Annotated in this window: 26 protein-coding genes; 13 read left to right on the forward strand and 13 right to left on the reverse strand. The window is 62.2% G+C overall.

Annotated elements, in window-relative coordinates:
- Positions 1-50 precede the first annotated feature (50 nt).
- Positions 51-920 (forward strand): LysR family transcriptional regulator, encoded by an 870-nt coding sequence (locus ACZ5ZH_RS16665; RefSeq protein WP_464773090.1) that lies wholly within the window; start codon positions 51-53, stop codon positions 918-920.
- 4 nt (positions 921-924) lie between these two features.
- Here ACZ5ZH_RS16665 and ACZ5ZH_RS16670 read toward each other — a convergent pair whose 3' ends face one another.
- Positions 925-1,857 (reverse strand): ThuA domain-containing protein, encoded by a 933-nt coding sequence (locus tag ACZ5ZH_RS16670; RefSeq protein WP_464773091.1) that lies wholly within the window; start codon positions 1,855-1,857, stop codon positions 925-927.
- 265 nt (positions 1,858-2,122) lie between these two features.
- Here ACZ5ZH_RS16670 and ACZ5ZH_RS16675 point away from each other — a divergent pair, with 265 nt between their 5' ends.
- A complete protein-coding gene (locus ACZ5ZH_RS16675) occupies positions 2,123-2,410 on the forward strand; it encodes a hypothetical protein (protein WP_464773092.1) in 288 nt (95 codons plus the stop codon).
- 86 nt (positions 2,411-2,496) lie between these two features.
- Here the strand turns inward: ACZ5ZH_RS16675 and ACZ5ZH_RS16680 are convergent, their stop codons facing one another.
- The 4 genes from ACZ5ZH_RS16680 to ACZ5ZH_RS16695 all read right to left on the reverse strand — a co-directional run bounded on the left by ACZ5ZH_RS16680 (position 2,497) and on the right by ACZ5ZH_RS16695 (position 7,209).
- Positions 2,497-3,189, reverse strand: coding sequence for a TetR/AcrR family transcriptional regulator (locus ACZ5ZH_RS16680; RefSeq protein WP_464773093.1), 693 nt, complete (start codon positions 3,187-3,189; stop codon positions 2,497-2,499).
- A 210-nt stretch (positions 3,190-3,399) separates the two neighbouring features.
- Positions 3,400-4,755 carry a hypothetical protein gene (locus tag ACZ5ZH_RS16685; protein ID WP_464773094.1) on the reverse strand — a complete coding sequence of 452 codons (1,356 nt, stop codon included), beginning with the start codon at positions 4,753-4,755 and terminating at the stop codon, positions 3,400-3,402.
- Between the two features lie 24 nt (positions 4,756-4,779).
- Positions 4,780-5,187 (reverse strand): VOC family protein, encoded by a 408-nt coding sequence (locus tag ACZ5ZH_RS16690; RefSeq protein ID WP_464773095.1) that lies wholly within the window; start codon positions 5,185-5,187, stop codon positions 4,780-4,782.
- 39 nt (positions 5,188-5,226) lie between these two features.
- Positions 5,227-7,209: a flavin-containing monooxygenase gene (locus ACZ5ZH_RS16695; protein WP_464773096.1), complete on the reverse strand. Its 1,983-nt coding sequence runs from the start codon at positions 7,207-7,209 to the stop codon at positions 5,227-5,229.
- Between the two features lie 121 nt (positions 7,210-7,330).
- On the opposite strand from ACZ5ZH_RS16695, the gene ACZ5ZH_RS16700 reads away from it, so the two are divergent.
- From ACZ5ZH_RS16700 to ACZ5ZH_RS16710, 3 genes are all read left to right on the forward strand, one after another.
- On the forward strand, positions 7,331-7,969 hold the full coding sequence (locus ACZ5ZH_RS16700) for a TetR/AcrR family transcriptional regulator (RefSeq protein WP_464773097.1): 639 nt from the start codon (positions 7,331-7,333) through the stop codon (positions 7,967-7,969).
- An 84-nt stretch (positions 7,970-8,053) separates the two neighbouring features.
- Complete coding sequence (locus tag ACZ5ZH_RS16705; RefSeq protein ID WP_464773098.1) at positions 8,054-9,076, forward strand: methyltransferase; 1,023 nt, start codon at positions 8,054-8,056, stop codon at positions 9,074-9,076.
- Positions 9,077-9,081: 5 nt separating this feature from the next.
- Positions 9,082-10,299, forward strand: coding sequence for a dicarboxylate/amino acid:cation symporter (locus ACZ5ZH_RS16710; protein ID WP_464773304.1), 1,218 nt, complete (start codon positions 9,082-9,084; stop codon positions 10,297-10,299).
- Positions 10,300-10,302: 3 nt separating this feature from the next.
- Here ACZ5ZH_RS16710 and ACZ5ZH_RS16715 read toward each other — a convergent pair whose 3' ends face one another.
- The 8 genes from ACZ5ZH_RS16715 to ACZ5ZH_RS16750 all read right to left on the reverse strand — a co-directional run bounded on the left by ACZ5ZH_RS16715 (position 10,303) and on the right by ACZ5ZH_RS16750 (position 17,367).
- Positions 10,303-10,773: an Lrp/AsnC family transcriptional regulator gene (locus ACZ5ZH_RS16715; protein ID WP_196227476.1), complete on the reverse strand. Its 471-nt coding sequence runs from the start codon at positions 10,771-10,773 to the stop codon at positions 10,303-10,305.
- Between the two features lie 245 nt (positions 10,774-11,018).
- Positions 11,019-11,837, reverse strand: coding sequence for a sugar phosphate isomerase/epimerase family protein (locus ACZ5ZH_RS16720; RefSeq protein ID WP_464773099.1), 819 nt, complete (start codon positions 11,835-11,837; stop codon positions 11,019-11,021).
- Positions 11,838-11,892: 55 nt separating this feature from the next.
- Complete coding sequence (dmpG, locus tag ACZ5ZH_RS16725) at positions 11,893-12,939, reverse strand: 4-hydroxy-2-oxovalerate aldolase (RefSeq protein WP_464772711.1); 1,047 nt, start codon at positions 12,937-12,939, stop codon at positions 11,893-11,895.
- Between the two features lie 26 nt (positions 12,940-12,965).
- Positions 12,966-13,913, reverse strand: a complete 948-nt coding sequence (locus ACZ5ZH_RS16730) for an acetaldehyde dehydrogenase (acetylating) (RefSeq protein ID WP_464772710.1) — start codon at positions 13,911-13,913, stop codon at positions 12,966-12,968.
- A 49-nt stretch (positions 13,914-13,962) separates the two neighbouring features.
- On the reverse strand, positions 13,963-14,745 hold the full coding sequence (locus ACZ5ZH_RS16735; protein ID WP_464772709.1) for a fumarylacetoacetate hydrolase family protein: 783 nt from the start codon (positions 14,743-14,745) through the stop codon (positions 13,963-13,965).
- Entirely contained in the window at positions 14,742-15,257 is a 516-nt protein-coding gene (locus ACZ5ZH_RS16740) for a flavin reductase family protein (protein WP_449468763.1), read from the reverse strand. The genes ACZ5ZH_RS16735 and ACZ5ZH_RS16740 overlap by 4 nt, the downstream gene beginning before the upstream one ends.
- Positions 15,250-16,086 (reverse strand): alpha/beta fold hydrolase, encoded by an 837-nt coding sequence (locus tag ACZ5ZH_RS16745; RefSeq protein WP_464772708.1) that lies wholly within the window; start codon positions 16,084-16,086, stop codon positions 15,250-15,252. The genes ACZ5ZH_RS16740 and ACZ5ZH_RS16745 overlap by 8 nt, the downstream gene beginning before the upstream one ends.
- Before the next feature lie 60 nt (positions 16,087-16,146).
- Positions 16,147-17,367 (reverse strand): acyl-CoA dehydrogenase family protein, encoded by a 1,221-nt coding sequence (locus ACZ5ZH_RS16750; RefSeq protein ID WP_464772707.1) that lies wholly within the window; start codon positions 17,365-17,367, stop codon positions 16,147-16,149.
- 287 nt (positions 17,368-17,654) lie between these two features.
- Between ACZ5ZH_RS16750 and ACZ5ZH_RS16755 the strand changes: the two genes are divergently transcribed.
- From ACZ5ZH_RS16755 to ACZ5ZH_RS16790, 8 genes are read left to right on the forward strand one after another with little or no spacing between them, the layout of a single operon-like run.
- A complete protein-coding gene (locus ACZ5ZH_RS16755) occupies positions 17,655-18,581 on the forward strand; it encodes a VOC family protein (protein WP_464772706.1) in 927 nt (308 codons plus the stop codon).
- 9 nt (positions 18,582-18,590) lie between these two features.
- The gene (locus ACZ5ZH_RS16760; RefSeq protein WP_449468756.1) at positions 18,591-19,490 is read left to right on the forward strand and encodes a CoA transferase subunit A; all 900 of its coding nucleotides are present in this window, start codon (positions 18,591-18,593) and stop codon (positions 19,488-19,490) included.
- An 11-nt stretch (positions 19,491-19,501) separates the two neighbouring features.
- Positions 19,502-20,299, forward strand: a complete 798-nt coding sequence (locus tag ACZ5ZH_RS16765; protein ID WP_460988404.1) for a CoA-transferase subunit beta — start codon at positions 19,502-19,504, stop codon at positions 20,297-20,299.
- A 2-nt stretch (positions 20,300-20,301) separates the two neighbouring features.
- Positions 20,302-21,204 (forward strand): enoyl-CoA hydratase, encoded by a 903-nt coding sequence (locus tag ACZ5ZH_RS16770; protein ID WP_464772705.1) that lies wholly within the window; start codon positions 20,302-20,304, stop codon positions 21,202-21,204.
- On the forward strand, positions 21,204-22,292 hold the full coding sequence (locus ACZ5ZH_RS16775) for an NAD(P)H-dependent flavin oxidoreductase (RefSeq protein WP_464773286.1): 1,089 nt from the start codon (positions 21,204-21,206) through the stop codon (positions 22,290-22,292). The genes ACZ5ZH_RS16770 and ACZ5ZH_RS16775 overlap by 1 nt, the downstream gene beginning before the upstream one ends.
- 15 nt (positions 22,293-22,307) lie before the next feature.
- Entirely contained in the window at positions 22,308-23,057 is a 750-nt protein-coding gene (locus tag ACZ5ZH_RS16780) for an enoyl-CoA hydratase family protein (protein ID WP_464772704.1), read from the forward strand.
- Complete coding sequence (locus tag ACZ5ZH_RS16785) at positions 23,057-24,211, forward strand: acyl-CoA dehydrogenase (RefSeq protein WP_460988407.1); 1,155 nt, start codon at positions 23,057-23,059, stop codon at positions 24,209-24,211. Before ACZ5ZH_RS16780 ends, ACZ5ZH_RS16785 begins: the two co-directional genes overlap by 1 nt.
- A gap of 14 nt (positions 24,212-24,225) precedes the next feature.
- Complete coding sequence (locus ACZ5ZH_RS16790) at positions 24,226-25,266, forward strand: acyl-CoA dehydrogenase family protein (protein WP_464772703.1); 1,041 nt, start codon at positions 24,226-24,228, stop codon at positions 25,264-25,266.
- The last annotated feature ends 1 nt before the right edge of the window (position 25,267 follow it).

Consider the following 25,267-nt stretch of genomic DNA (forward strand, 5'->3'; position numbering starts at 1 on the left):
GGGACGGCTGGAAAATTGACCAGACACTAATGATATCATAGATACGGTCTATGATTGAACGCTACCTCATCCACTATTTTCTGGCAGTGGTGGATCACGGCAACTTCTCCCGCGCGGCCCAACAATGCGGCGTGTCGCAACCCACCTTGTCCGTGGGCATCGCCAAGCTGGAAGCGCAGATCGGGCACGTCCTGTTCCATCGCACCAATCGCCGCGTGGAACTGACCCCGGCAGGCAGCCGGTTTGCCGCCCACGCCCGCCGCATAGAAGCGGAATTCGCCCGCGCCCAGCAGGCCATGGCGGAAAATGACAGCAGCAAGCTCATTCGCCTCGGCATAATATCGACATTGCCATCCCACTGGATCGAACAAGCCACGCGCGAAGCCTGTCAGGCGGAGGGGGAAAGGCTGGAAATCGTTGAAGGACGCATGCGGGAATTGCTGCCGCGTCTTGAACGTGGCCGGATCGATGCCGTCATTGGCGTGCTGGACAATGATGCGCGCGCCCGAGAAACCCTGTTCGAGGAAGGCTACGCGCTCGCCCTGTCGGACAGGCATCCACTGGCCGATCGAGAAAGGCTGGACGCGGATGAGGTCGCAGGCATGGACATGATCGTCCGCCGCAATTGCGAAGCGCTTGCCGCGGTCAGCCGCTTCTTCACACAGCGCGGCGTCCGCCCCTTCTTCACCGCCCGCACGGTGAGCGACGACCGCGCGATCGCCTTCCTCCGCGCCGGGCTGGGCATCACCGTCATGCCCCGTTGTTTCCTGCAACCCGGCATAGCGATGCCCGCGCTTTCCGGTTTCGACCAACGTCGCAAGATCGGGATATTGATCGACCCGGCAAGCAGCGGACGGGTTGAAGCGAGCGAAACCCTGCGCCGTTTTTCTTCCGAATTGCGACGCCTACACGCCGCCTGACCCCTTATTTCGAAAGCTCGCCGCCGGCACAGCGCGGTCCTTCCAGCCCCGCCGCCCAGGCAATAGCCCCGCCGATCATCTTGCGATGTAGCGGCTCGCCATAGGCGGACGCGGCATGACCCAGCGCGGAATAAAATGCGCGCCCGTCGCCCACGCAATGAGTCCACACCATCGGATGGTCGGCGCCCATGCGGATGTCCTTGGGCTTGGCGAAGGGGAGCAGCTTTTCAAACGGACTGTAGCTCTTCTCGTCGATGGTGACGAGGATGCGGTAGCCCTTGTCGCGGGGATTTGAGGCGAAGGAATACCATTCGTCCGTCCGTCGCCAGACCTTGGGCAAATCGCGCGTTGCGGGATGATCGCGATCCTCGACATTCAGGTTCGCCGCCTGAAATTGCGGGTCCATGATATGCCCGATGAACTGCGCGCCGATCAGATCATCGACATACCAGCGCCACGCATATTGCGGATCACCGCCAGCGCCATGCAAACCAACGAAGCCGCCGCCCTTTTCCAGCCACGCGCGAAAGGCGCTGCGCTGCTCTGGCGTCAGCACGTCGCCGCTGACGCTGTTCCACACCACCGCCTTGAACCGGGCGAGCTGCGCCGGATTGAATATCGCGGCATTTTCCGTCGTGTAGCTGCTCCAGCCACGCGCCTTTGCAATCTCCTCCAACGCGCGATTTGCGGCGACGATCGACTCATCATCGCGAAAGCCATTCGTCTTTGAAAAGATGAGGATGGTATTGCCCGGCAGCTTGGCGGGTAGCTGCGGCGAGGTCTTGTCATAGCCCGCGCCAATGCCGAAGACGAGGCGGCCCGCATTACCCGGCCCCACCGCCATCGTGAACATGACCGCCAACGCGATCACCGCCAGGACGATGAACGCCATTAGCCATTTGAGGACGCGCATCGCCATGCTCTTGCCCCTCGCCATCAACCTCTCTCCCGCCCTTTAATATCACCGCCGAGCGTCTTGAAACATGCTCTGGCCAATCAGCCGCACCGCCGCGACATCGGTCAGACCGACATATATCCACGCCGCCCGCTCGAATCTTGGGTAAGATATGTTCCCATCCATTCCTGCGGCGTGGTTGTTCAGCAGCGAGCAAGGCATAGCCGTATATCCGTGGCGAAGTAAACATATGCGTTGCATTTTTACAAAGGTGCATTACCCCCAAAGTGGCTTACAAACGGAGAGTATGATGAAGAACTGGATGATCGCCGCCGCCTTGATTGCCATGTCGCCTATGCCTGCCTTGGCGCAGACGGCCTATTCCTCCTCTACGACGGAAATCGGCACCCTGCTCGATGATCCCGCAGCCAAGGCAGTGCTGGCAAAGCATATTCCCGAAATGACGACCAGCGATCAGGTCGACATGGCCCGCGCGATGACCCTCAAGGATATTCAGCAATATTCGCCTGATGCGATCACGGACAAGGTTCTCGCCGACATTGACGCAGACTTGGCGAAACTCCCAAAGAAATAAGACGGAAAATGCTACTGGCCGGGGTTATCAGTCCCGGCCAGTTTATTATCATCCAGTTCTGAACCGCTCCCGCTTTGGGTGGACGATTACCAGCTGTCCCGCCCGCGTAACAGGACATCGACGGCATCGTCAGCGAAACTCGCTGCTTCTTCCAGGCTCAAGACCCGTATCGTTTCCTCTGTCCGGCGCCATCCCTGGATCATGCTCAGCAATTGCCGGGCGACGCGCTGTGGATTTGCGGCGGGAACCGGGTCGTTCTTCGTTCCCTCGGTAATTTCGTCGGTCAGGAACTGAAGTTCGTAACAATATCCGATCTTGTAGAAGGTTTCGGCGATTTCGGGAAATCGCGAAGCTGTTGCCAGGATCAGTCGATCGAACTGCTGAATTTCCGGGTTTCCCAATGAAGCCATCGCAGTCCGGACATGATGTTTCAGGCGTTCGGAAAATTCCTGCGGAAGATCGACATTATTGGCGCTTGCTTCATTCGACCATCTACGCACACGGTCTTCCACAACCGCTTTCATGAGCGCTTCCTTGGTCGAATGGCGCGCATATAGGGTTCTTTTGGAAACCCCTGCCCCCTGCGCTACCGCCTCCATGGTCGTCGCCTCATATCCGACCGACAAGAACAGATCCCGCGCCGCGCTCAAGATCGCCTCATCGATCTGGCCCGCCTTTTTATTAGGCGGCCGACCGGTTCGGCGATTGGGCGTCAGCCGATCGGCGGCCTTTGCCTCACCGGAATCCGCCTTTTCTATCGTCTTTCCCGTAAGCGGCATGTTCCACCCAAAGCTTAAACTCTATGCCCCTTATGTCCTTTCGAATTATCATCACAAGTAAACTCTCCACGCTGCACCGGGATCAAAGCCCGGTGCAGTCGGCGCCGACCGCCGTGGCTCTTGTGCCATCGGTCGATCGGCATCCTCCATGCCCGCCCAGATACAGCAGCTTTCAGGCTCGGGCCTCCAGACAGATCAAGGTCGATGCAGTCAGCGACCTTGACCGGATGAAGTCTTCGCGGATTGGAGCGGCGCAACGATCTGGCGGCATGCATCTCCAGGAGTGATGTCTTCGCACCATTCGCGCAGAATATTGTCGACCCAGATTATCGCGGGCAGCAGTCCACTATCCCTCAATGCCTGATCCGAACGGTTCTGCATGGATGCCCAGACATCTGCCGGAACCTGATCAAGGACACCGGCGATTATGTCCAGGATCGTGCAGATCGCTGTAGAATAGAGCGAGGCCTTATATTGCAGGCGTAGTTCGACGGGATCCAACAGGACTCCGGACTTTTCCTCCAGTTCAGCCGTGAAGGTCCGAAAGACCAGGTCGACCAGTTCCCCGTATCTTTCCGGCTCCGGCATCATCATCATGCCGCTCAACGCCTGCGCGATGCTCATTTGGCCCGCGCCTCCCCAATCGAGCAACCCGACCTTGAGCTCTCCCGATGGTTCGCGCCAATACCACGCGTTATCCACGTTCAGATTTGGATGGCAAAGGCCAGTATAATCGCGGTCCTCGTGCAGGTAAGCAATAACCGCGTCCTTATGCTCCAGCCCGAACAGCACATCCTCTCGCCAACGTGCCATGAAGTCTGGATCGGACACCTCATCTATGAATAGATGTGGCGCGGTACGTGTGACGAATTTCTCGAGCGTTGCGATCTTGGCGGTGGCATCCGGTATCGGATCGAAGTCGCGCGCGGCTTCTCCAAAGGGAAATATTTTCTCGATGTCCGACCCGAGCGCGCCGCGTTTTTGCGCCGCCACCAAATGTGCCAACGATCGTGCGAGCAGCATATAATGATCCTCGACATTGCGGATCTCGTGATCATATCCTTTGCGGTGAGCCGGCTCGATCGGCGCCACGCCGAAGGCGATACGCTCTGTAATCAGGATGTAATTGGTCGTGCTGCCAGAATAGTCACCGAAATAATATTTCGCCGTCGTGACCGGAAGATCAACTTCAAGCGCAAGGCGCTGCATGTCGATCTCGCCGCCACCCAGGCGGATCAGGCCAAATTTATGATCAGCATCCGCCGGTGGAAACTTGGCGAACAGTTCGGTGTGCAATCCTTCTTCGTCCCGCGCATAGGCTACGGTAAGAAGCGCCCGTTCGGACGCTCCCGGAACACTGATCGGATTCAGCGCGACTATTGCCGTGACTTCATTGTCGGCGGACATGACCCCCGAAGCCCGGAAGGCCTCTGTCAGAAACGCCGCACCGAATTCCGCCAGCATTTCTGGAGAGATGGGGAATGCAAGACCATAATGATCGCCCGGCGCAACCGTCCGGTGCAATTGGTCGAACAGCTTGCGATCAGGCAGCGATCTACGGTGCATCAGCATATTTCCCTGCATAACCACTCAGCCGTGCCGCTGACTGATCTGAAGGAGATGCCCTTCAAGATCCTTCACAAAAGCGTGACGCCCCACGTCAGGAATCGATCGATCTTCCAACACGGTTCCGCCAGCCTTCTCGATGCGCTGCAAGCAAGCGTCGAAATCTCCGCTCGCAAAGCCGATGATCGATTCATTGCGAGCAGGTTGCGTGTCGTCGGGAAAGCTCGCCAGAATGAACAGCGGGCCGCCCTTGTAAGTCGGCTGGTAGACGATTTCCACAACCGCCCGACCAGCGATATTCGCTTCCATTCGGTTCATTTCGACGAGCCCGAACACGGATTTATAGAAGGCGTCAGACTTTTCTATGTCGTGAACGATCAACTTCGTGAACATGAAGTCGATCTCTTGCTCCGCACCGAAAGGAAGTTCCATTACATCTCTCCTTGTTTGATTGTCCGCCACTGTCCCTGATCAGATGGTCAGCATTTCCATTTCGCGCGGTGCGGGCTTGACGGCATCATCGGCGGGCGTGACGTTGAAGTCTTCTTCGCGGGGCGAGCGCAGGACATGCCAGATGCGCGAGTTGTGGCGCGGGATGGCCAGGATGACCTTCTTCTGCCCGTCGGCGCCCTTGTCGCGATAATAGCCATGGGCGCTGCCGCACTGGACCCAGGCGGTCTTGGCCAGGTTCGCGTCGACATCGTCGATGAACGCCTGCGTCGCCTCTGGCGACACATCGAAGGACGACAGATGATCGTCCACCATCCATTGCAGCAGTTCGATGATATAATGGACCTGCTGCTCGCTCACCACCGCATGGTTGGCGACCAGATAGCTGTAGGGCGCGCCCATGAAGACGAAGTTGGGGAAGCCGGTGATCAGCATGCCTTCATAGGAGAAGGGATGCGGGTCGAACGCGTCCGTCAAAGTTTCGCCGCCGACGCCGCGAATGTCGAACTGCCGCCCGAAATGCAGATTATAGCCGGTCGACAGCAGCAGCACGTCGCATTCGATCCGCGTGCCATCGGCCAGGATCACCGCGTCCTGCTCGGCCTCGGCCAGTTCGCCGCGCACGATCGATACATTGGGCTTTTTGAGCGTGTCGTAAAAACCGCAATCCAGGATCGGTCGTTTCGCGAAAACCGGGAAGTTGGGTGTCAGCAATTCCACCATCTCCGGATCGTCCGGGAAATGACTCTTCAGATAGCCTTCGCACATCATGCGCATGCCGTCGTTGATCGGGCCAAAGCCGCCCGTCTTCGCGGCATAGTCCTCATCCTTCATGATCATGCCGTGCATGTCGCGCATCTGGCTGTGCAGGCTTTGCAGACGCTTCCACTGCGCGACGAAGGGCACATATTCCATCGCCCAGCGCTCGAGTTCCGCCACCGGCGCATGCGCCTGCGGATTGGGGATGATATGTTCCGGCTGGCGCTGCACGATCACCAGTTCGCCAACCTTGTCGGCAATAGCCGTCGCCACCTGCACGCCTGAACAGCCCGTGCCGACCAGGACGACCTTCTTGCCCGTCAGATCGACCGAATGGTCCCAGGCGGCCGAATGAATGACCGGCCCCTTGAAGCTGTCGAGATTCTTCACCTTGGGATAATTGGGATTGTTGTTGGGTCCCACCGCCATGATGAGCACGTTGCACTCATGGCTTTCCGGCTTGCCGTTCCGGATCGCCTTCACCGTCCAGATCTTGCGCTTCTCGTCCCATTCCGCGCCCTCGACCCAGGTGCCGAACCGGATCCGGTCGCGAAGGCCATATTTGTCGGTGACGCGATCCAGATAGGACAGGAATTCCTGGCCGCGCGGGTAGAATTGCGTCCACGAAGCATTGGGCTCGAAGGAGAAGGAATAGATGCGGCTCGGCGTGTCGACCGCCGCGCCCGGATAAGTGTTGGTCAGCCAGTTGCCGCCAACCGTGTCCATCGCCTCCAGCACGGTGAAGTCAAATCCCGCCTGCTGCAATTTGATGGCCGCGTTGATGCCCATCATGCCCGCGCCCACAACCAGCACCTTGAAATCGGCGGGCGGGACATCGGCCGCCTTGCGAATGCGCGTGTCGGTGGTGAACCCGGCATGCTGGAACGCGACATCCACCGACATTTCGGGAAGGTCCTGACCCAGCAGCAAACGGCTCATCCGCTTGAACATCGGCCGGTCCAGCTGTGGCATGACCGGAGGCTTCCCGGCCTTTACCGCCACGCGCAGGCGATCGCGGATCTCGGCGACCACGGCCGGATCGATGGCAGGCCGTTCTTCATGCGCATGGATATCGACGAACGTCTCGACCAGATCTTCCTGGCGGCCGTCGATCGCATCCCAATAGCGGTTCAGCAGCGTCCGATTGCCGGTCATCTGGATCAACGCCATCAGCGCCATGGTGGGGTCCAGCGCATCGATCGCGGCATCGACCCTGGCATTCATGTCCAGCACCCGTTCGTGCATCCCGTTTCTCCTCTTATGTGTCCGCTTTCGGACTCGATGAGAATATATTACACATTAGTGTGTAATTGGTCAATGACAACTCTGCTTGCCATTGCTCTTCCGCTGCGCGACGAGGCAAAAGATGAATGAAACGAGCACCAAGAGGCGAGCGGGCCGCCCGACGGCGGAGGCGGCCGAACAGAAGCGCATGAACCTGATTCTCATCGCGGTGGAGGAATTTGCCCGTGCAGGCTTTCACGCGGCCTCCTTGCGCGACATCGCGGAAAAGGCGCAGGTTTCTAGCCGCACCCTCTACAATCATTTCCCCGACAAACTGGCGCTTTTTGCCGCCTGCCTCGAATATTCGGGCGCACAGCTTCAGCCGGACGTCCCCGAGCTACAGGGTGACCTGCACACGCGCCTTGTCACCTACGCGACGGAAATGCAGCGCCAGCTTTCCTCGACCCGCAGCATGCGGATTTCCCGGCTTATCTACCGGGAAGGCGGAGAGTTCGACGAACTGCGAAAGATCGCTCGTCACCAGTTTGAACGGTATCAGGTCAGTCCGGTTGCGGCGATGTTGAAGAAAGAAGGCGCCTCCGCCGCGGAAAGCCGCAGCTTCGCCATGCAATTCGTCGCCATGGCCTTTGGCGAATGGCAACGCCGCTTATTGTTCGGCGAGCCTCCGCTTACGCTCAGCGAAATGGCCGCGCATGCACAGTTGGTCACGGGACTGTTCCTGAACGGCATCCGTTCAAACCTGGGTAAAACGGACAGCTGACCTTCCCATCCCTTCAGAGAAATGCGATAACGGGACCCGACACGCCACTCACCGCGTTTTGCCCTCATGATGGGAGAAACGTGCATGGAGCACATGGAGTTGGGGGCACCGGCGGCGTTCGAGCCATCGGAAGAAGATGGCATGGATGGGGACATCGCGGCTGGCGACGGCCGGGCAGCCGTTCTGCTTGATCTGCTACACGTCCTGAAGAACCGTGGATATAGTTTCGTCACCCCCACGCCCGCCACGCATGCACGGGTTGTCGAACGAGCGTCACGTCGGTCTGCCCATGACCTGCGGGATATTTTCGGCTGGTCGCTACCGTTCGATCCGGAGCTGCTGGACCCGGAACTTGCTCGCATCCTGACAAAGGCCAACGCACTGGAAAGACATGGCGACGGCCTGAAAAGCCGCTTCCGCGTGTCATCGCTTGGGAACGACCTGCTCCTTCACTCCGCTTATCCGACTGATTGTCAGGAAGCGGTATTCTTCGGACCTGACAGCTATCGCTTCGCGCGATTGATCAGCGATGAATTGTCTCGATGCCCGCAAAAGAAGGGCGCGCGGCTTGTCGATATCGGCACAGGCGCCGGGGTAGGCGGGATAGTGGCCGGTCATCTTTGCCCTGCTGTCGATATTTTGATGACCGACATCAATCCCCTCGCGCTTTATCTCGCCCGCATCAACGCGCAGGCCGCCGGTATCACGGCCCGCTTCCGCCAGACCGGCGATCTGTCCGCGGCACATGGGACGTTCGACCTCCTGCTCGCGAACCCTCCTTATATCATGGACGCCGCAGGCCGCGCCTATCGTGACGGCGGGGGCATGCACGGTGCTGAAGTATCGCTGACGATGGCACAGCAGGCCCTTCCCCGGCTGACCGCTGACGGGCGTTTCATTCTTTATACTGGTAGCGCGATCGTCGACGGCCGCGACACGCTGAAGGACCGCTTGGCCGATCTTGCAACGGCGCGGAACTGCGCACTACGCTACACCGAAATCGACCCGGATGTGTTTGGCGAAGAACTGGAAAATCAGGTTTATTCCGATGTCGACCGCATCGCGCTCATAGCCGCGATCATCGAACGGAAGGACAGCGCAGCTTGATCGCGGTGAAGGGTCGGCCGTTGCACCTTCTTGCCGGTCTTCTCATCGGCCTAATTGCAGGCATCGCCACCAGTGGGCCGGCACAGGAGTTCGTCGGCAAAATCCTGCTGCCCATCGGCGGTCTGTGGCTCGATGCCCTAACCATGACAGTGGTCCCGCTGATCTTCGGCCTGCTCGTCACCGGCATCGCCTCCGCCTCCCGCAATGCCGCTGCTGGCAGCATCGCGACCCGCGCCCTCATCCTCTTCGCCCTGATGCTGGCCGCCGCCTCCGTAACAGCGGCATTATTGGCAGAAGGGCTGTTGCGGCTCTGGCCCGTCACTCAAGGATTGGTGGAGGCCGGAGGCACCTCCCCTCTCCCTCCTTCACAAAGCGAATGGTTTCGCGGAATCATTCCTGCCAATCCTCTGAAGGCGGCCGCCGAAACTGCCATGGTGCCGCTCGTCACATTCGCGATATTCTTCGGCTTCGCCATCTCCCGCATCAGCACGGACCTGGCCGATCCACTGCTTGGACTGCTGCGCGGACTGGTCGAAACCATGCTGATCATCGTGGGTTGGGTGCTGGCGGTTGCGCCTGTCGGCGTAGCCGCCTTGGCATTCGGCGCGGGCGCGAAGCTGGGCGTCGGCGTGGTCGGCGCCTTTGCCCAATATGTGGCGGTTGTCATAGCCTGCTGCCTTGCCGCCACGCTGCTCGCCTATATCTGGGCTGCGATGGCAGGCGGTCGCTCCCCGTTGCGCTTCGGGCGATCGGCCTTGGCCGCTCAGGCGGTAGCACTGGGCACCCAATCATCACTCGCGACCTTGCCGGTAATGGTGGATGCGGCCCGCGAGCTGGATGTTCCCGAAGAAACAACTGCCATCGTGCTGCCGATGGCGGTTTCGCTATTCCGCGCGGCCAGCGTGGCCGCAAACGTCGCGGTCACCATCTATCTCGGGCATATGCACGGCATCTTTCCCGGGGCCGCGACCCTCGCGCTGATCGCGTTGGTCGCCGTTCCCATCAGCCTCGGCGCGGTAGGTCTTCCGGCCCAAATATCCTTTTTCGCGACGATCGCCCCTGTCTGCATCGCTGCGGGCATTCCCGTCACAGCGCTGCCGTTGCTCCTCGCGATTGAGTCGATACCGGACCTGTTTCGCACGGTGGGCAACGTGACCAACGATCTCGCCGCCGCCTGCGCCATCAGGCCAAAGCCGTCACTATCCGCAGAGCAGACCCCGTGAAAGTCAGGTCGGCCCCAGGGGCACCACATTGAATTCATATTTCACGATATCCACCGCGATACCGGAATCGATATGGGCTACACCCTCGATGCCGGAAATATGATCGTAGAGGAATTGCTGAACCTCGGAAAAATCGTGCAGCGCCACCATCAGTTCCAGGTCATACCCGCCGTTCATGGCGTTGACGCTCAGCACCTCGGGGAATTTCGCCAGATCGCGGCCCACATCCTGAATGCCGCGCCCCTGCACCCTGACGCCCACGGCCAGGATGACATTATATCCCCTGGCGGCGAAGTCGGTCACGGCGACCACGCGCATGGCGCGCGCATCTTCCATCTTCTGCAACCGTGCCGAAACGGTCGCGGCGGTCACCGATAGCTGCTGCGCAATATCCTGATTGGTCGCTCGCCCATTGGTCCGCAGGATTTCGATGATATTATTGTCCAGCGCGTCCAATGAGGGCGGCGCTGTCATCCGCCCATTCCTTATCTGCATGCCGCCATGACTCCCGTCGATCCACGAAGGTATAGCGTGTGGAAATGGAGAGTGCCACATGAGGCGTGTGAAGCCGACGGCATACGCCTTAACGCGTTTCGCGAGGACGCAATGCTATCATGTAAACCTCGCCGAATATTACGACGGAGATCATCGCTCAGCGACCCGATGCGTAAGAAACGCGCAATTTAGCTATGTAAAAAAATCTGCGGCGCCACCCTAGGTTACCGTCGCCGTTTCAGAACGCTCCGTGCCGCATCCACCGCCATTTGCGCCCGCATTTGTGGGTTGCTGCCTTTGTCGATGGCGTTTTGCTGGGGTATTTCGACGCTGAGGGGTGTGTTGGGATTGAGGGCGTTGACGAACTTGGGGATGTTGAACGCGCCTTGTCCGGGGAGTTGGCGCTGGATACCGGCTTCGCGTTCGATCTGGTCGGGATCGATGGTTGTTGGGCCGTCGGCTATCTGGGCGATGGCGATGGCGGGGTGGTTGAGGAGGGCGAAGCTGGTGTCTGGTTCGGGTCCACGCATGATGTGGAGGAGGTCGGCTGTGACCTTGATGTCGGATCGGCCGGAGCGGGCTATTTCCTCAAGGGCGGCGCTTAAGGTTTGGACCTGGGAGGGGGGATAAAATTCGATTGCGAGGGCGATGTCGAACGGGGCGGCGAGCTCGGCCAGTTCGACGAGCTTCTCGGTGCGGCGGATGGGATCGCGGTCGTAGCAGAGCACATTGGCGAGGGGCGCGCCGAGCGCGGCGCCGGCCTCGAGCGCGGGGATGAAGTCAGCGGGATTGGTGCGCCCCGCCATGGTGAAGGGGTAGACAAGGTCGACCGTGACCCCGGTGGCGGCGAGCGCGGCGCGGGTCTGGCGCAGCGCCTGGGGGTCGCGCACCAGGTCATAGGCGGGCATGGCGGGCAGCACCTCCATGGAATGGAGGAACGGGCAGATGCCTTCGCACCCCACCTCTGCGGCGATTTCGGCAAGCTGCCAGGGCGTGGTGTCGGTGACGGTGATATGGTCGAGCGACAGGCGCTTGTCGGCCATATCCTCTCCTCCTGTTATGTGTGAACCGGGCGCGGGGGCCGCGCCCGGCGGCGTGTCAGGCGGCGGCTTCGCGTTCCTTGACCATGTCGAGGGCGACGTCGACGATCATGTCTTCCTGCCCGCCGACCATCTTGCGACGGCCCAGTTCCACGAGGATGGTGCGGGTGTCGAGGCCGTAGGTTTCGGCGGCCTTTTCCGCATGACGCAGGAAGGAGGAATAAACCCCGGCATAGCCCAGCGCGAGGGTCTCGCGGTCGACCCGAACCGGCCGGTCCTGCAAGGGGCGAACCAGATCCTCGGCCGCGTCCATCAGCGCCATGACGTTGCAGCCATGGTTCCAGCCCTTGCGCTCGGCAGCGGCGATGAACACCTCGAGCGGCGCGTTGCCCGCGCCCGCACCCATACCGGTCAGCGAGGCGTCGATCCGCACCGCGCCGCACTGCGCCGCGACGATAGAGTTGGCGACGCCGAGCGAGAGATTATGGTGGGCGTGGATGCCGCGCTGGGTTTCGGGCTTCAAGACCCGGTCATAGGCTTCGAACCGGGCCTTGACCCCGTCCATGTCGAGCGCGCCGCCGCTGTCGGTCACATAGACGCACTGCGCGCCATAGCTTTCCATGAGGGCCGCCTGGCTCGCCAGCTTCTCCGGCTCGATCATGTGGCTCATCATCAGGAACCCCGAGACGTCCATGCCAAGATCGCGGGCGATGCCGATATGCTGTTTCGAGACGTCGGCCTCGGTGCAATGGGTCGCGACCCGCACCGAGCGCACGCCGATGTCATAGGCGCGGCGCAGTTCCTCGACCGTGCCGACGCCCGGCAGGATCAGCGTGGTGAGCACGGATTTGGTCAGCACCGAGGCGACCGCCTCGAGCCATTCCCAATCGGTATGCGCGCCGAAACCATAGTTGAAGCTCGCGCCATTGAGGCCGTCGCCATGGGCAACCTCGATCGCGTCGACCCCTGCGTCATCCAGCGCCTTGGCGATCGATTTCACATGGTCGATGCCGTACATGTGGCGGATGGCGTGCATGCCATCGCGTAGCGTCACGTCCTGGATATAGAGCTTGTCGCCCGCCTCGACGTTGAATGTGCTGGTCATGTCTTGATACTCCGTAGGCGCGCGCTTCAAGCGGCGACCGTCTTGCCCTGGGCGATGCGCTGCGCGAGCAGCTCGCCGGTCGCCTTGGCGGCGGCGGTCATGATGTCGAGATTGCCCGAATAGCTCGGCAGATAATCGCCCGCGCCTTCGACCTCGAGCAGGATCATGGTCTTGACCCCGGTGAACTCGCCGCGACCGGGGATGGTGAGCTTGTTGTTGTCGCCAAAGCGCTCGAACTGCACTTCCTGCTTGAGGCGATAGCCCGGCACATAGGCCTGCACCTTCTTGACCATCGCCTCGACCGAGGCGCGGATCGTCTCTTCATCCGCGCCTTCCGACAAAGTGAACACCGTGTCGCGCATGATCATCGGCGGTTCGGCGGGATTGAGGATGATGATCGCCTTGCCCTGCGCCGCGCCGCCGACCTTTTCGATGGCGCCTGCGGTGGTGCGGGTGAACTCGTCGATATTGGCGCGGGTGCCCGGACCCGCCGAGCGCGAGGAGACCGACGCGACGATCTCGGCATAATGGACGGTCGCGACCTGGGAGACGGCGGCAACCATCGGGATCGTCGCCTGCCCGCCGCAGGTCACCATGTTGACGTTGCCAGCATCGAGATTGGCTTCGCCGTTGACCGTCGGGATGGTATAGGGGCCGATCGCGGCGGGGGTGAGGTCGACCACCTGCTTGCCGTCCTTGCGCAGCGCTTCGTCATGGACCTTGTGGGCATAGGCACTGGTCGCGTCGAACACGATGCCGATCTCAGGGTAGACGTCCATCTTCATGAGGCCTTCCAGCCCCTCATGGGTGGTGGCGACGCCGCGCTCGCGCGCCATGGCGAGGCCCTCGGACGCCTCGTCGATGCCGACCACGGCCACCAGTTCCATATTCTGCGGATATTTGATCATCTTGATCATGAGGTCGGTGCCGATATTGCCCGACCCGATGATCGCCGCCTTGACCTTGCCCGTCATTACTTACTCCTCACGGCATCGCCCGCAAGCGATGCGCCACTTTTCATATTCAGATAAAGCGCGCGGTACAGCTGCCAACCCCGTGGAGCTGCATCTCGAATATATCGCCTGGCCGCGCCGGTTCGAGCGGCACCAGACTGCCCGACAATATCACATCCCCGGCGTCGAGCGTTACCCCATAGGCGCCGAGCGTGTTGGCGAGCCAGGCGACCGCCTGCGCTGGCGATCCCTGCACCGCATGGCCATAGCCTTCCGACAGGGGCTGTCCATTCTTGGTGACGGTGACATGGAGATTGGGGAGGTCATGGTCGCGTGGGTTTGCGCGCGCCTCGCCCAGCACATAGACGCCGCAGGAGGCATTGTCAGCGACAGTGTCGACGATGCCGATCTTCCAGTCCTGGATGCGGCTATCGACGATCTCGAAACAGGGAACGATGCTCTCCGTCGCAGCGATCACATCTTCCGCCGTGACGCCCGGCCCCTTGAGGCTGTCTTTCAGGATGAAGCCGATCTCCGCCTCGGCGCGCGGCGCGATGAGGCCGTTTGCCGCGACATCGATATCGCCCTCGATATACATGCGGTCGGTCAGGAAACCGAAATCGGGCTGGTGCACGCCCAGCATGTCCTGCACGGCCTTGGAGGTGACGCCGATCTTCTTGCCGATGACGCGCTCGCCATCACCCTTGCGGCGTTCGAGCGCGCCAAGCGAGATCGCATAGGCGTCATCGATGCCAAGCTGCGGGTAACGCGCCATCAGCGGCGGCACGGTGCGCCCCTCGCGCAGCGCCTGGTAGAGCTCGTCCGCCAATGTTTCGTTCAGGCTATCGCTCACAGATAGGCTCCGTCCTGGAAGATGAGGGGATCGACCGCGTCGGACAGGCGCACCGCCTTGACCCGGGCGATGACGATGCTGTGGGTGCCAAAGGGGGTCATGCTCTCGATCGTGCAGGAGAGGTTGGCCTGCGCTTCATCGAGGATGGGAAGGCCATGGGCATCGGGGGTCCAGCTGCCAACGCCAAAGCGCGCCTCGCGCGCCACCGCGCCGCCGAATGCTGCCGACACTTCGCGCTGGTGGCGCGAGAGGAGGTTGATGCTGACCGGACAGCCGGGCGAGAGATGGGCGTGGATGCCCGCTGTCTGGTTGACGCAGACGAGGACGGCGGGCGGATCCATGGTGAGTGAGGTGATCGAGGTCGCGGCCATGCCGACCGGCGTCTTGCCCTCGCCCAGCGCGGTGACGATCGCCACGCCCGAGGGCAGGCGGCGCATCGCGCCCTTAAGGCCAGCGGTGACATCGACGGGCTCTGGAACAGGCACGGATTGCGCAGGAGCAGCGTCAGCCATTCTTCAGGAAGTCCAGCGAGTAGCGGTTGAACTCTGCCGCCCGCTCGACCTGCACCCAATGGCCGGTCTGCGAGAAGGTGAGGCAGCGCACGTCGGGGCAGGCGTCGAGGAAGAGACGGGCGTGGCTTTCGGGACAGAATTCGTCATTGAGGCCCCAGAGGACGAAGATGGGCTGCTTGACCTCGCCCAGGCGCGGCCCAAGGTCGGGGGTCTTGACCCGCGCGAGCACATCCTTGGGCTGGGTGCGCGCGACGGCAAAACGTTCCTCGACCAGCGCGTCGGTGACCTGGTGCGCCGAGGATGGGTGCATGAGGTTGCCGATCAGGCGGCGCTGTTCCTCGATGTTGAATTCAGGGCTACCAAAGCCCGAGCGCATCTTGGCGATGCCGGGCATGGTGAAATAGCTCATCTGTTCCGCCACGCAGCCCGGCGCCATCAGGACGAGCTTGCCGATGGTGAATTCAGGGTGGTCGAGCGCGATCTGGAGGGCGATGCCGCCGCCCAGCGAATTGCCGATGAGGTGGCCGCCGGTGATCCCATGCTGCGCGAGGGCATCGAGCAGGGTCTGGGTAAACAGCTCGAGGGGATAGTCGGTCTCGGGCTTGGAGGAGGCGCCATAGCCGATGAGGTCGGGCAGGATGACGCGGTAACCGGCATCGGCAAAATCTTGCGCATTGTTGCGGAAGTTGGACGCGCCCGATGCGCCGGGACCGCTGCCATGGATGAAGATGACGGTGGGGGCGTTTGCCTGCGCCCCTGCGATTTCCGCGATCGAAATCTCATATCCGCCCGCAACGCTATAGGTCTTGCGGATCAATTCACTGCCCATGGATATCCTCTTTTGTCCTGGCCCGATGCTGTCCAGATGTCAGATGGTCAGATGCTCGCTTCAGATGAAGGTGAAGGCGGGCGGTTCGCCATTGATCGTGCCGATGACATCGCTGGTGCGGTTGGCCGGGTCATTGGCGACATGGGCGCGCGCGGCGTGGAGGTCGAGCCAGGGCTGGAGGATCGGGCTCGACATATAGACCGCCCGGCCGCCCAGCAGCTTGACCATGCCGTCGGCCAGTTCGGCCATGCGGCGCACGACGCTGGCGGACTGGTAGGCAAAGAGCGCGCGCTTTTCCATCGGCACGGGCTCATTGCGGCCCGCATAGTCCATCAGCTCATTGAAGGTCGTGCGGTGGGTGAGTTCCATCTCATTGGTCTCGGCGATCGCGCGGGCGATGGCGGCGTGGAGATTGGGGTCGGCCTTGGACGCCTTGCCGGTGTTGGTCGAGACGCGGTTGCCCATGATTTCCATCGCCGCGCCAGTGGCGGCGCGGATGCCGCCAAAGGCGGCGCTGGAGACCGAGCGGATGAAGAGCTGCGCCCAGGGGATGCGGTAGAGCGGGGCGGTGTTGGTTTCCTGGCCCGGATTGGTCCCGGCAAAGCCGTCGCTGGCCTTGTGGGTGCGGTGTTCGGGCACGAACACGCGCTCGACGACGATGTCGAAGCTGCCGGTGCCCTGAAGGCCGAACGTGTCCCAGGTGCCTTCGATCACCTGATAGTCGGAGCGCGGCAGCAGGAATGTGCGCATGTCGGGCGGGCCGCCATCGGTGTCGAAATTGATCGCGCCAAGCAGCACCCAACCGCAATGGGAGGAGCCTGAGGAGAAGCCCCAGCGGCCCGACAGGTAGAAGCCGCCTTCGACCTTCTCCACCTTGCCGACCGGCTGATAGGTGGAGGAGACGAGCATGTCGGGATCATCGCCCCACACTTCCTTCTGCGCCTCGTCATGGAAGAGGGCGAGTTCATAGGGGTGGCAGCCCAGCACGCCGTAGATCCAGCCTGTCGACATGCAGCCTTCGGCCAGCGCCTTCTGGATCTCGAAGAAGACATTGGGGTGCATCTCATAGCCGCCGTAGCGCTTGGGCTGGAGCACGCGGAAGAAGCCGGCCGCCTTCATCTCGGCGACGGTCTCGGGGGGCACGTCATGGGCGATGGTGCAGGCGCGCGCGCGCTGGCGCAGCACCGGGATCATCGCCTTGGCTTTGGCGATCAGACTTTCGGGTGAAGGTATCCCGGCATTCGCCTCGTCAATGGGTCGGCTTGCTACTGCCCCGGTCATGATCTTCTCCATTGTAGGCGACTCTACTTCAGATTTGCTATATGCGTAGTTTATGTAAACTGCTATTACGCAAACTGTCAAGGCAAACAGGGCTTGCGCATTTGGGCCGTTGCTTATAGGCGGATTGGGAACGAATTGCCATAAGCTCGTGAGCGCGCTTAACTGCCCCTCCTTGCCAAGCGCGAAACAGGCGGCAGCGCTTGCCATATGCGTATGGGGAAGGTCATTTTGCAACGCTCTGCGGCAGAGCATGGCTGGCAGACAGGAAAGAAGGCGAGGCGCTTGAAATGGCAGTGATATCGCTAGGCTATGTGGTGATCGAGGCGCGGGACCTGGGCGCCTGGCAGGATTTTGCCTGCAATATCGCAGGACTGATGGCGGCCCCTTCGCCGGACGAGGACGTCGCGCTGTTCCGCATGGACGACCGCCCCTGGCGCCTGCGGGTGCAGAAAGGCGCGGCCGACCGCTTCGTGGCGCCAGGCTGGGAATGCGCGAATCGTGACGCTTTCGAATCGGTGCTGGCCCGCCTCGAGGCGGCGGGCCGTCCGGTGGAACGGGCGGGGGTCATGGAAGCGCGTGGCCGTCAGGTCTATGAACTGGCCCGCTCGTCCGACCCGGCGGGTAACCCGATGGAGCTCTTCTACGGCCGCTTCGTCGACTACGCCCCCTTCGTCTCGCCCGCGGGCGTCAGCCGCTTCGTGACCGGCAGCCCCCATGGCGCGGACGGCGACATGGGGATGGGCCATGTCGTGCTGACCGCGCCCAATTTCGACGAGACCCACGCCTTCTACAAAGAGGTCATGGGCTTTGGCGACACCGACCTTGGCCGCTTCTACCTGATGGGCGGGGGCGAGGATGATCCGGGCGTGGGCTTTGCCTTCCTGCACTGCAACCCGCGCCACCACAGCCTGGCGCTTGGCCAGCTGCCCGAAAGCCCCAATGGCGCTGTCCACATGATGCTCGAGGTCGGCTCCCTCGAGGATGTCGGCCGCGCCTATGACCGGGTTTTGAAGAGCAAGGGCAAGGTGCCGCTCTCGGCAACGCTGGGCCGTCATGTGAATGACAAGATGACCAGCTTCTACATGCAGACGCCCGGCGGCTTCGACATCGAATATGGCTGGAACGGCCTTGTAATCGACCCGGCGACCTGGGTCCCCACCACCAGCCTTTCTGTAAGCGACTGGGGCCATAAATGGGCTCACGAGCAGGACTGACGCAAAAGGATGACTGACATTATGCTCGACAAGCGCATGAGCGTCGACGACATCGTCGACCAGATTTCCGACGGGATGACCATCGGCATCGGCGGGTGGGCCACGCGCCGCAAGCCCATGGCGCTGATCCGCGCCATCGCCCGCTCGAACCTGAAAGACCTGACCGTCATGGCGGGCTATGGCGGCATGGACATCGGCCTGCTCGCCGCCACCGGCAAGATCAGGAAGCTGGTCTTCGCCTTTGCCAGCCTCGACCATTATCCGCTCGAACCCCATTTCCGCAACGCCCGTCAGGCGGGCGCCTTCGAGGTGCTCGAGCTTGACGAGGGCATGTATCATTGGGGTCTGCGCGCAGGCGCGATGAAGCTGCCCTTCCTGCCGACGCGCGTGGGCATCGGCACCGACATCATCACGCAGGACGGCTTCGACTTCAAATTCGTGAAGAGCCCCTATGCCGATGGCGAGGAATTCGTCGCCATGCCAGCGCTGGTGCCCGACATCGCCCTGATCCATGCCCATCGTTCCGACGAGCGCGGCAATATCCTCACCCTCTCGGTCGATCCGATCTTCGATGAACTGCTCGTGCGCGCAGCCAAGAAAAGCTACGCGACGGTCGAGAAGATCGTGCCGACGGCTGAGCTCGATATGAAGAAGAACAGCCGCTACAACCTCGTCGAGCGCGCGATGATCACCGGCGTTGCCGAGGCACCCTTGGGCGCGCATCCCTCGAGCGCTGACCCCGACTATCAGCTCGATCTCAAGCACATCAAGACCTATGTCGAAAGCGCCGCCTCGCCCGAAGCCTGGGCCGAGTATAAGGCGAAATATATCGACGTGTCGGAAGCCGATTATCAGGCAGCGATCGGCGGCGCGGACGCCGTCAAGCAGCTCCCCGTCCCCATTTACTAAGCGAGAGACCCATGACCCAGAACAGCTATTCGCTCGCTGAACTCGTCATCGCCGCCTGCGCCGAAGTCTGGCGCGAGGATGGCGAAGTGATGGCGACCGGCATCGGCCCCCTCCCCCGCATCGGCGCTGGCCTTGCCAAACTGAGCTTCGCGCCCGCGATCCAGACCACCGATGGCGAGGCCTGGTACACCAGCGAGCCGGTCGGCCCGGGCAAGCGCACCGCCGAGCCGGAATTTGAAGGCATCGCCAATTATGACCGCGTCTTCTCGGCGCTCTGGAGCGGCCGCCGCCATGCGCTGGTTGGCCCGGTGCAGATCGACCGTTATGGTCAGGCGAACATCTCGGTGATCGGCGACCATAAGAAGCCCAAGGCAGCGATGCTCGGCGCGCGCGGCTTCCCCGGCAACTCGATCAGCCATCCCAACAGCTTCTTCTTTGCCAACCACAACAAGCGTGCGTTCGTGGAAGGCGAGGTCGATTTCGTGTGCATGGCGGGCTACAACCCGGCGCGCTACCGCAATGGCGCTGCGCCCCAGGGCCTGGACTTGCGCCGCATCATCACCAACCTTTGCGTGATGGATTTCGGCGGGCCGGATCACCAGATCCGCGTGATCTCGCTGCATCCGGGTGTGACGTTCGAGGAAGTGCAGGACAATACCGGCTTCCCGCTGGCAAAAATCGATGGCGAAATCCCCACCACGCCCGCGCCAACGGCCGAGCAGCTGGAGCTGATCGCCAGGATCGACCCCAATAATGTCCGCGCGACCGTGTTCAAGGACAATCCGGCCGGAGACAGAAGGGCAGCCTGACGATGAACGAGACCGACCGCCTGGTCGAACCGCAGCAGGTCGACATTGTTTACGAAACGGATGAGCCGGTCACCTATGAGGTGATCGACCATGTCGCGTGGATCATGATGAACCGTCCGGGCTTCAACAACGCCCAGAACGGCCAGATGACCTATGCCCTTGATGACGCGTTCGTACGCGCCGTGAACGATGACGATGTGCGCGCGATCGTGCTGGGCGGCAACGGCAAGCATTTCTCCGCTGGCCATGACATCGGCACGCCGGGCCGCGACGTGCACCAGCATTTCGAGAACCGGCTGCTGGTGCCCGGCCATGTCAACAAGCCCGCGGCCGAACTGCTCTACACCCGCGAGAAGGAGCAATATGTCGGCATGTGCCGGCGCTGGCGCGATGCGCCCAAGCCCACCATCGCCATGGTGCAGGGGGCCTGCGTCGCGGGCGGCCTCATGCTCGCCTGGGTGTGCGACCTCATCGTCGCGACCGACGACGCCTTCTTCCAGGACCCGGTCAACCGCATGGGCATCCCGGGCGTCGAATATTTCGCCCATGCCTATGAACTCCCCCCGCGCATCGCCAAGGAATTCCTGCTACTGGGCGAGCGGATGAGCGCGCAGCGGGCCGAAAGCTTCGGCATGGTCAACAAGATCGTGCCCCGCGAGGCGCTGCGCGAAACGGTTGCCGCGATGGCGGCCAAGCTGGTGGCCCAACCCCGCCTTGGCAACTGGCTTACCAAGCAGGCGATCAACCATGTCGAGGAGCTGATGGGCAAGCGCAACGCAATGGACGCGCAATATCATATGCACCATTTCGCCCATGCCCAGAATGACCTCGTCCAGGGCAGCTCGATCGCGGGGCTGAACGCCAAGAAGATGGCGGAAGCCAATAAGAAACAGGCGAGCGAATGATGGGCGATCCGCTGCACACCATATTGACCGAACGGCTTGGCTGCCGCTGGCCGATCATCCAGACCGCGATGGGCTGGGTCGCCGAGCCTTCGCTGGTGATCGGGTCGAGCAATGCAGGCGCGTTCGGTTTTCTGGGCGCAGCGGTGATGACGCCCGACGAAGCACGCGCGAAGATTCTGGCCGTGCGCAATGGCACGGACAAGCCCTTCGGCGTCAACTTCCACAGCTTTCAGCCCGGCGCTGACGCAATCGTCGAGCTGATCCTCGCCAACAAGGATCAGGTGCGCGCCGTCTCCTTCGGCCGCGGTCCCAATGCCAAAATGATCGGCCGCTTCAAGGATGCAGGCATCCTCTGCGTCCCCACCGTCGGCGCGGTCAAGCATGCGCAGAAGATGGTCGAGCTCGGCGTTGACATGGTCAATGTCCAGGGCGGCGAAGGCGGTGGGCATACAGGCTCCGTGCCGACCACCGTGCTGCTCCCCCAGGTGCTGGACGCGGTCAAGGTGCCGGTAATCGCCAGCGGCGGCTTTGCCGACGGGCGCGGGCTGGCGGCGGCGCTCGCCTATGGCGCGGTCGGCATCGCCATGGGCACGCGTTTCCTCCTCACCAAGGAAAGCCCGGTCCCCGACAGCGCCAAGGCGGAATATCTCAAGGCCTCGACCGACCGCATCGTCGTCACGACCAAGCTCGACGGCATCCCGCAGCGGATGGTGCGCACCCGCCTGATGGACAAGATCGAGAAATCCGGAAAGCTCGCCATGTGGCTGCGCGCGCTCGAAGCGAGCGCGGCGATGAAGAAGCTGAGCGGGGCCAGCTGGCTCGACATGATCAAGTCGGCCAAGGGCATGACCGGCCATGGCCAGGTGCCGCTCAAGCAGGCGATGATGGCCGCGACCATGCCGATGCTGATCCAGAAGGCGGTGGTCGAGGGCGACATCGAACATGGCGTGATGGCGACCGGCGTGGTCGGCGGACGCATCGTTGAAATACCCAGCTGCCAGGAACTGGTCGATCGCATCGTCGCCGAGGCGCATGAGCGCCTGGCCGCGCTCGCCGCGATGGGCCGCGAGACCGCCAGCGCCGCCTGAAGAAGAGGGAAGACAATGCCGATTACGCTGACCGTCAAGGGCGCCATCGCCGAAATCCTGTTCGACCATCCGCCGGTCAACGCCTTCGACACCAAGGGTTGGGAATCGATCCCGGCCATGGTTTACAAAGCGGCGGCGAACGAAGATGTGAAGTGCATCCTGATCCGCGCCGAAGGCCGCGGTTTCTGCGGCGGCGTCGACATCAAGGAGATGCAGGCCCATCCCGAGCGCATCGCCAAATTGAACAAGGATAATTACCTGACCTTCAAGGCGATCCGCGAATGCGCGATCCCCGTGGTCGGCGCGCTGCATGGCTTCGTCATCGGCGGCGGCGTCAATATCGCGGGCGCCTGCGACGCGCTGATCGCGGCGGAAGGGGCCTATTTCTCGCTGCCCGAGATCGATCGCGGCGCGATGGGGGGAGCCGCCTTCATGAGCCGCATGCTGCCGGTCCAGATGGTGCGCGCCAATTTCTTCACCGGCGGGCGCATCCCGGTTGAGGATGCCTATCGCCACGGCTCGGTACACAAGGTCGTGCCCTTGGAGAAGCTCAAGGACGAGGCCTACGCTTTCTGCGAAATCATCGCGTCCAAGAGCCGCGCGGCCCTGGTCATCGCCAAGCAGGCGCTCAATCTCATCGAGCCCACCGACCCCTCGGCCCATTACCGGATCGAGCAGGGCTTCACGCTCGAAATGTACATGCATGAAGACAGCCAGAAGGCGCGCGACGCCTTCGTCGACAACAAGGGCGCGGCGAAATTCTGATGGACCTGACTTATACCCCTGAGCAGCAGGCGTTCCGCGCCGAAGTCCGCGCCTGGCTCGACGCCCATGTGCCCGGCGAGCCGCTGGAACATTTCGACGCCACGCGCGAGGGTTTCGAGGCGCACCGGGAATGGGAAAAGACCTTGAAGTCCGGCGACTGGGGCATGGTGACCTGGCCACGCGAATATGGCGGGCGCGGCCTCGACCTCATCCAGTGGCTGATTTTCGAGGAAGAATATTATCGCGCAGGCGCGCCCGGCCGCGTCAACCAGAATGGCATTTTCCTGCTTGGGCCCACGCTCATCGAATTCGGCACCCATGAGCAGAAGCAGCGCTTCCTCCCCAAAATGGCGTCGGGCGAGGAAATCTGGGCGCAGGCCTGGTCCGAACCGATGGCAGGCTCGGACCTTGCTGGCGTGCGCGCCACCGCCGTCCGCGAGGGCGACGACTATATCCTCAATGGCCACAAGATCTGGTCGAGCCGCGCGGTGTTCGCCGACTGGGCGTTCGGCCTGTTCCGCGAGCCGGGCAGCGAGCGGCATAAGGGGATGAGCCTCATCTTCTTCCCGCTCGATGCACCCGGCGTGACAGTGAACGCCATCAAGAAGATCAACGGCCATGTCGGCTTTGCCGAGATTTTCCTGGAAAATGTCCGCGTCCCCGCCTTCAATCGCCTCGGCGACGAGGGCCAAGGCTGGCATATCTGCATGGCGACCGCCGGTTTCGAGCGCGGCCTCATGCTGCGCTCGCCCGCCCGCTACCAGGTGGCGGCCAAGAAGCTCGCAGAACTGTGGACCGCGAACAAGGAAACGGCCGACCCCGCGCTCGAAGCCGATGTCGTACGCGCGCACATGAATGCCGACGCCTATGCGCTCAACATCTACCAGACCGCCTCGCGGCTGATGGCAGGCGCGAAGATCGGGCCGGAAGCCTCGACCAACAAGATCTTCTGGTCCGAACTCGACATTCACCTGACGCAAACCGCGCTCAACATCCTGGGGCCGCAGGCGGAATTGACGCACGAAGCGCCGGACGCGAACCCCGTCGACTGGATCGACGACTATATCTTCGCGCTCGCAGGCCCGATCTATGCCGGGTCGAACGAGATCCAGCGCAACATCATCGCCGAGCGCATGCTCGGCCTGCCACGCTAAGGGGGAATAAAGAGATGGATTTCACCCTCAGCGACGAACAGCTGATGTTTGCGGAAACGGCGCGCACCCTGTTCGCCGACAGCTGCACGCCCGATCATTGGCGCAAGATGATGGAAGCGGGCGAGGCGATCGATCCCGCCCGCTGGGCCTCGATCGTCGAGACCGGCCTCACCCTCATCCTGCTCCCCGAAAGTGCGGGCGGCATCGATCTGGCCGAGACCGACTTTGCCCTGATCGCACAAGAGGCGGGTTATGTCGCCCTGCCCGAGCCGCTGGTCGAGAGCGCAGGCGTCGCCGCGCCGATGCTCGCCGCGCTCGCGCCCGATCATGCGCTGCTGAGCGACCCGATGGCCACCATCGCGATCGCGCATCCGGCCAACCCCTATGTGGCGAACGCCGACAGCGCCGCGGCGATCCTGCTGCATGCCGATGGCGAGGCGTATCTCGCCACGCCCGACCAGGTGACGCTCACCGCGCAGCCGAGCATCGATCCCTTCCGCCGCCTCTTCTCGGTCGAGTGGAGCAAGGACAAGGCGACGGCCCTCGGCAAGGCCGACTGGGACCTCGCCTTCGACCGCGCCGCGCTCTTCAACGCCGCCTTTGGCCTCGGCCTCGCCCAACGCTCGGTCGACCTCGCCGTCGATTATGCCAAGGAACGCCAGCAGTTCGGAAAGCCCATCGGCAGCTATCAGGCGGTCAAGCATCATCTGGCTTCCGCCCAGGTGGCGATCGAGTTCGCCAAGCCCGTAGTGGCAGCGGCGGCCGCCGAAATCGGCGCGCGCGACACGCAAGCCCGCGCCCGTGTCAGCCATGCCAAGCTGGTGGCCCTTGAGGCCGCCGACAAGGCCGCCCGCGCCTCGATCCAGGTGCATGGCGCGATGGGTTACAGCTGGGAGGTGGACGTCCACCTCTTCTTGAAGCGCGCCCTTGCCCTGACGCAAACATGGGGCACCCCCGCCCATCACCGCGCGCGCATCGCCACGCGCATCTTCACCCAGCCCATGGGGCCGGACCAGACCTTTGCCAGAGACGCTGGACAAAAGCAGGAAGCTTGAA

It is taken from the genome of Sphingobium sp. TomMM7A (genome assembly GCF_055397305.1).

Coding starts and splice junctions, on each gene's coding strand:
- ACZ5ZH_RS16665 (WP_464773090.1), top strand. CDS start 51: ATGATTGAACGCTACCTCATCCACTATTTTCTGGCAGTGGTGGATCAC.
- ACZ5ZH_RS16670 (WP_464773091.1), bottom strand. CDS start 1,857: ATGGCGAGGGGCAAGAGCATGGCGATGCGCGTCCTCAAATGGCTAATG.
- ACZ5ZH_RS16675 (WP_464773092.1), top strand. CDS start 2,123: ATGATGAAGAACTGGATGATCGCCGCCGCCTTGATTGCCATGTCGCCT.
- ACZ5ZH_RS16680 (WP_464773093.1), bottom strand. CDS start 3,189: ATGCCGCTTACGGGAAAGACGATAGAAAAGGCGGATTCCGGTGAGGCA.
- ACZ5ZH_RS16685 (WP_464773094.1), bottom strand. CDS start 4,755: ATGCACCGTAGATCGCTGCCTGATCGCAAGCTGTTCGACCAATTGCAC.
- ACZ5ZH_RS16690 (WP_464773095.1), bottom strand. CDS start 5,187: ATGGAACTTCCTTTCGGTGCGGAGCAAGAGATCGACTTCATGTTCACG.
- ACZ5ZH_RS16695 (WP_464773096.1), bottom strand. CDS start 7,209: ATGCACGAACGGGTGCTGGACATGAATGCCAGGGTCGATGCCGCGATC.
- ACZ5ZH_RS16700 (WP_464773097.1), top strand. CDS start 7,331: ATGAATGAAACGAGCACCAAGAGGCGAGCGGGCCGCCCGACGGCGGAG.
- ACZ5ZH_RS16705 (WP_464773098.1), top strand. CDS start 8,054: ATGGAGCACATGGAGTTGGGGGCACCGGCGGCGTTCGAGCCATCGGAA.
- ACZ5ZH_RS16715 (WP_196227476.1), bottom strand. CDS start 10,773: ATGACAGCGCCGCCCTCATTGGACGCGCTGGACAATAATATCATCGAA.
- ACZ5ZH_RS16720 (WP_464773099.1), bottom strand. CDS start 11,837: ATGGCCGACAAGCGCCTGTCGCTCGACCATATCACCGTCACCGACACC.
- dmpG (WP_464772711.1), bottom strand. CDS start 12,939: ATGACCAGCACATTCAACGTCGAGGCGGGCGACAAGCTCTATATCCAG.
- ACZ5ZH_RS16730 (WP_464772710.1), bottom strand. CDS start 13,913: ATGACGGGCAAGGTCAAGGCGGCGATCATCGGGTCGGGCAATATCGGC.
- ACZ5ZH_RS16740 (WP_449468763.1), bottom strand. CDS start 15,257: ATGGCTGACGCTGCTCCTGCGCAATCCGTGCCTGTTCCAGAGCCCGTC.
- ACZ5ZH_RS16745 (WP_464772708.1), bottom strand. CDS start 16,086: ATGGGCAGTGAATTGATCCGCAAGACCTATAGCGTTGCGGGCGGATAT.
- ACZ5ZH_RS16750 (WP_464772707.1), bottom strand. CDS start 17,367: ATGACCGGGGCAGTAGCAAGCCGACCCATTGACGAGGCGAATGCCGGG.
- ACZ5ZH_RS16755 (WP_464772706.1), top strand. CDS start 17,655: ATGGCAGTGATATCGCTAGGCTATGTGGTGATCGAGGCGCGGGACCTG.
- ACZ5ZH_RS16760 (WP_449468756.1), top strand. CDS start 18,591: ATGACTGACATTATGCTCGACAAGCGCATGAGCGTCGACGACATCGTC.
- ACZ5ZH_RS16765 (WP_460988404.1), top strand. CDS start 19,502: ATGACCCAGAACAGCTATTCGCTCGCTGAACTCGTCATCGCCGCCTGC.
- ACZ5ZH_RS16770 (WP_464772705.1), top strand. CDS start 20,302: ATGAACGAGACCGACCGCCTGGTCGAACCGCAGCAGGTCGACATTGTT.
- ACZ5ZH_RS16775 (WP_464773286.1), top strand. CDS start 21,204: ATGGGCGATCCGCTGCACACCATATTGACCGAACGGCTTGGCTGCCGC.
- ACZ5ZH_RS16780 (WP_464772704.1), top strand. CDS start 22,308: ATGCCGATTACGCTGACCGTCAAGGGCGCCATCGCCGAAATCCTGTTC.
- ACZ5ZH_RS16785 (WP_460988407.1), top strand. CDS start 23,057: ATGGACCTGACTTATACCCCTGAGCAGCAGGCGTTCCGCGCCGAAGTC.
- ACZ5ZH_RS16790 (WP_464772703.1), top strand. CDS start 24,226: ATGGATTTCACCCTCAGCGACGAACAGCTGATGTTTGCGGAAACGGCG.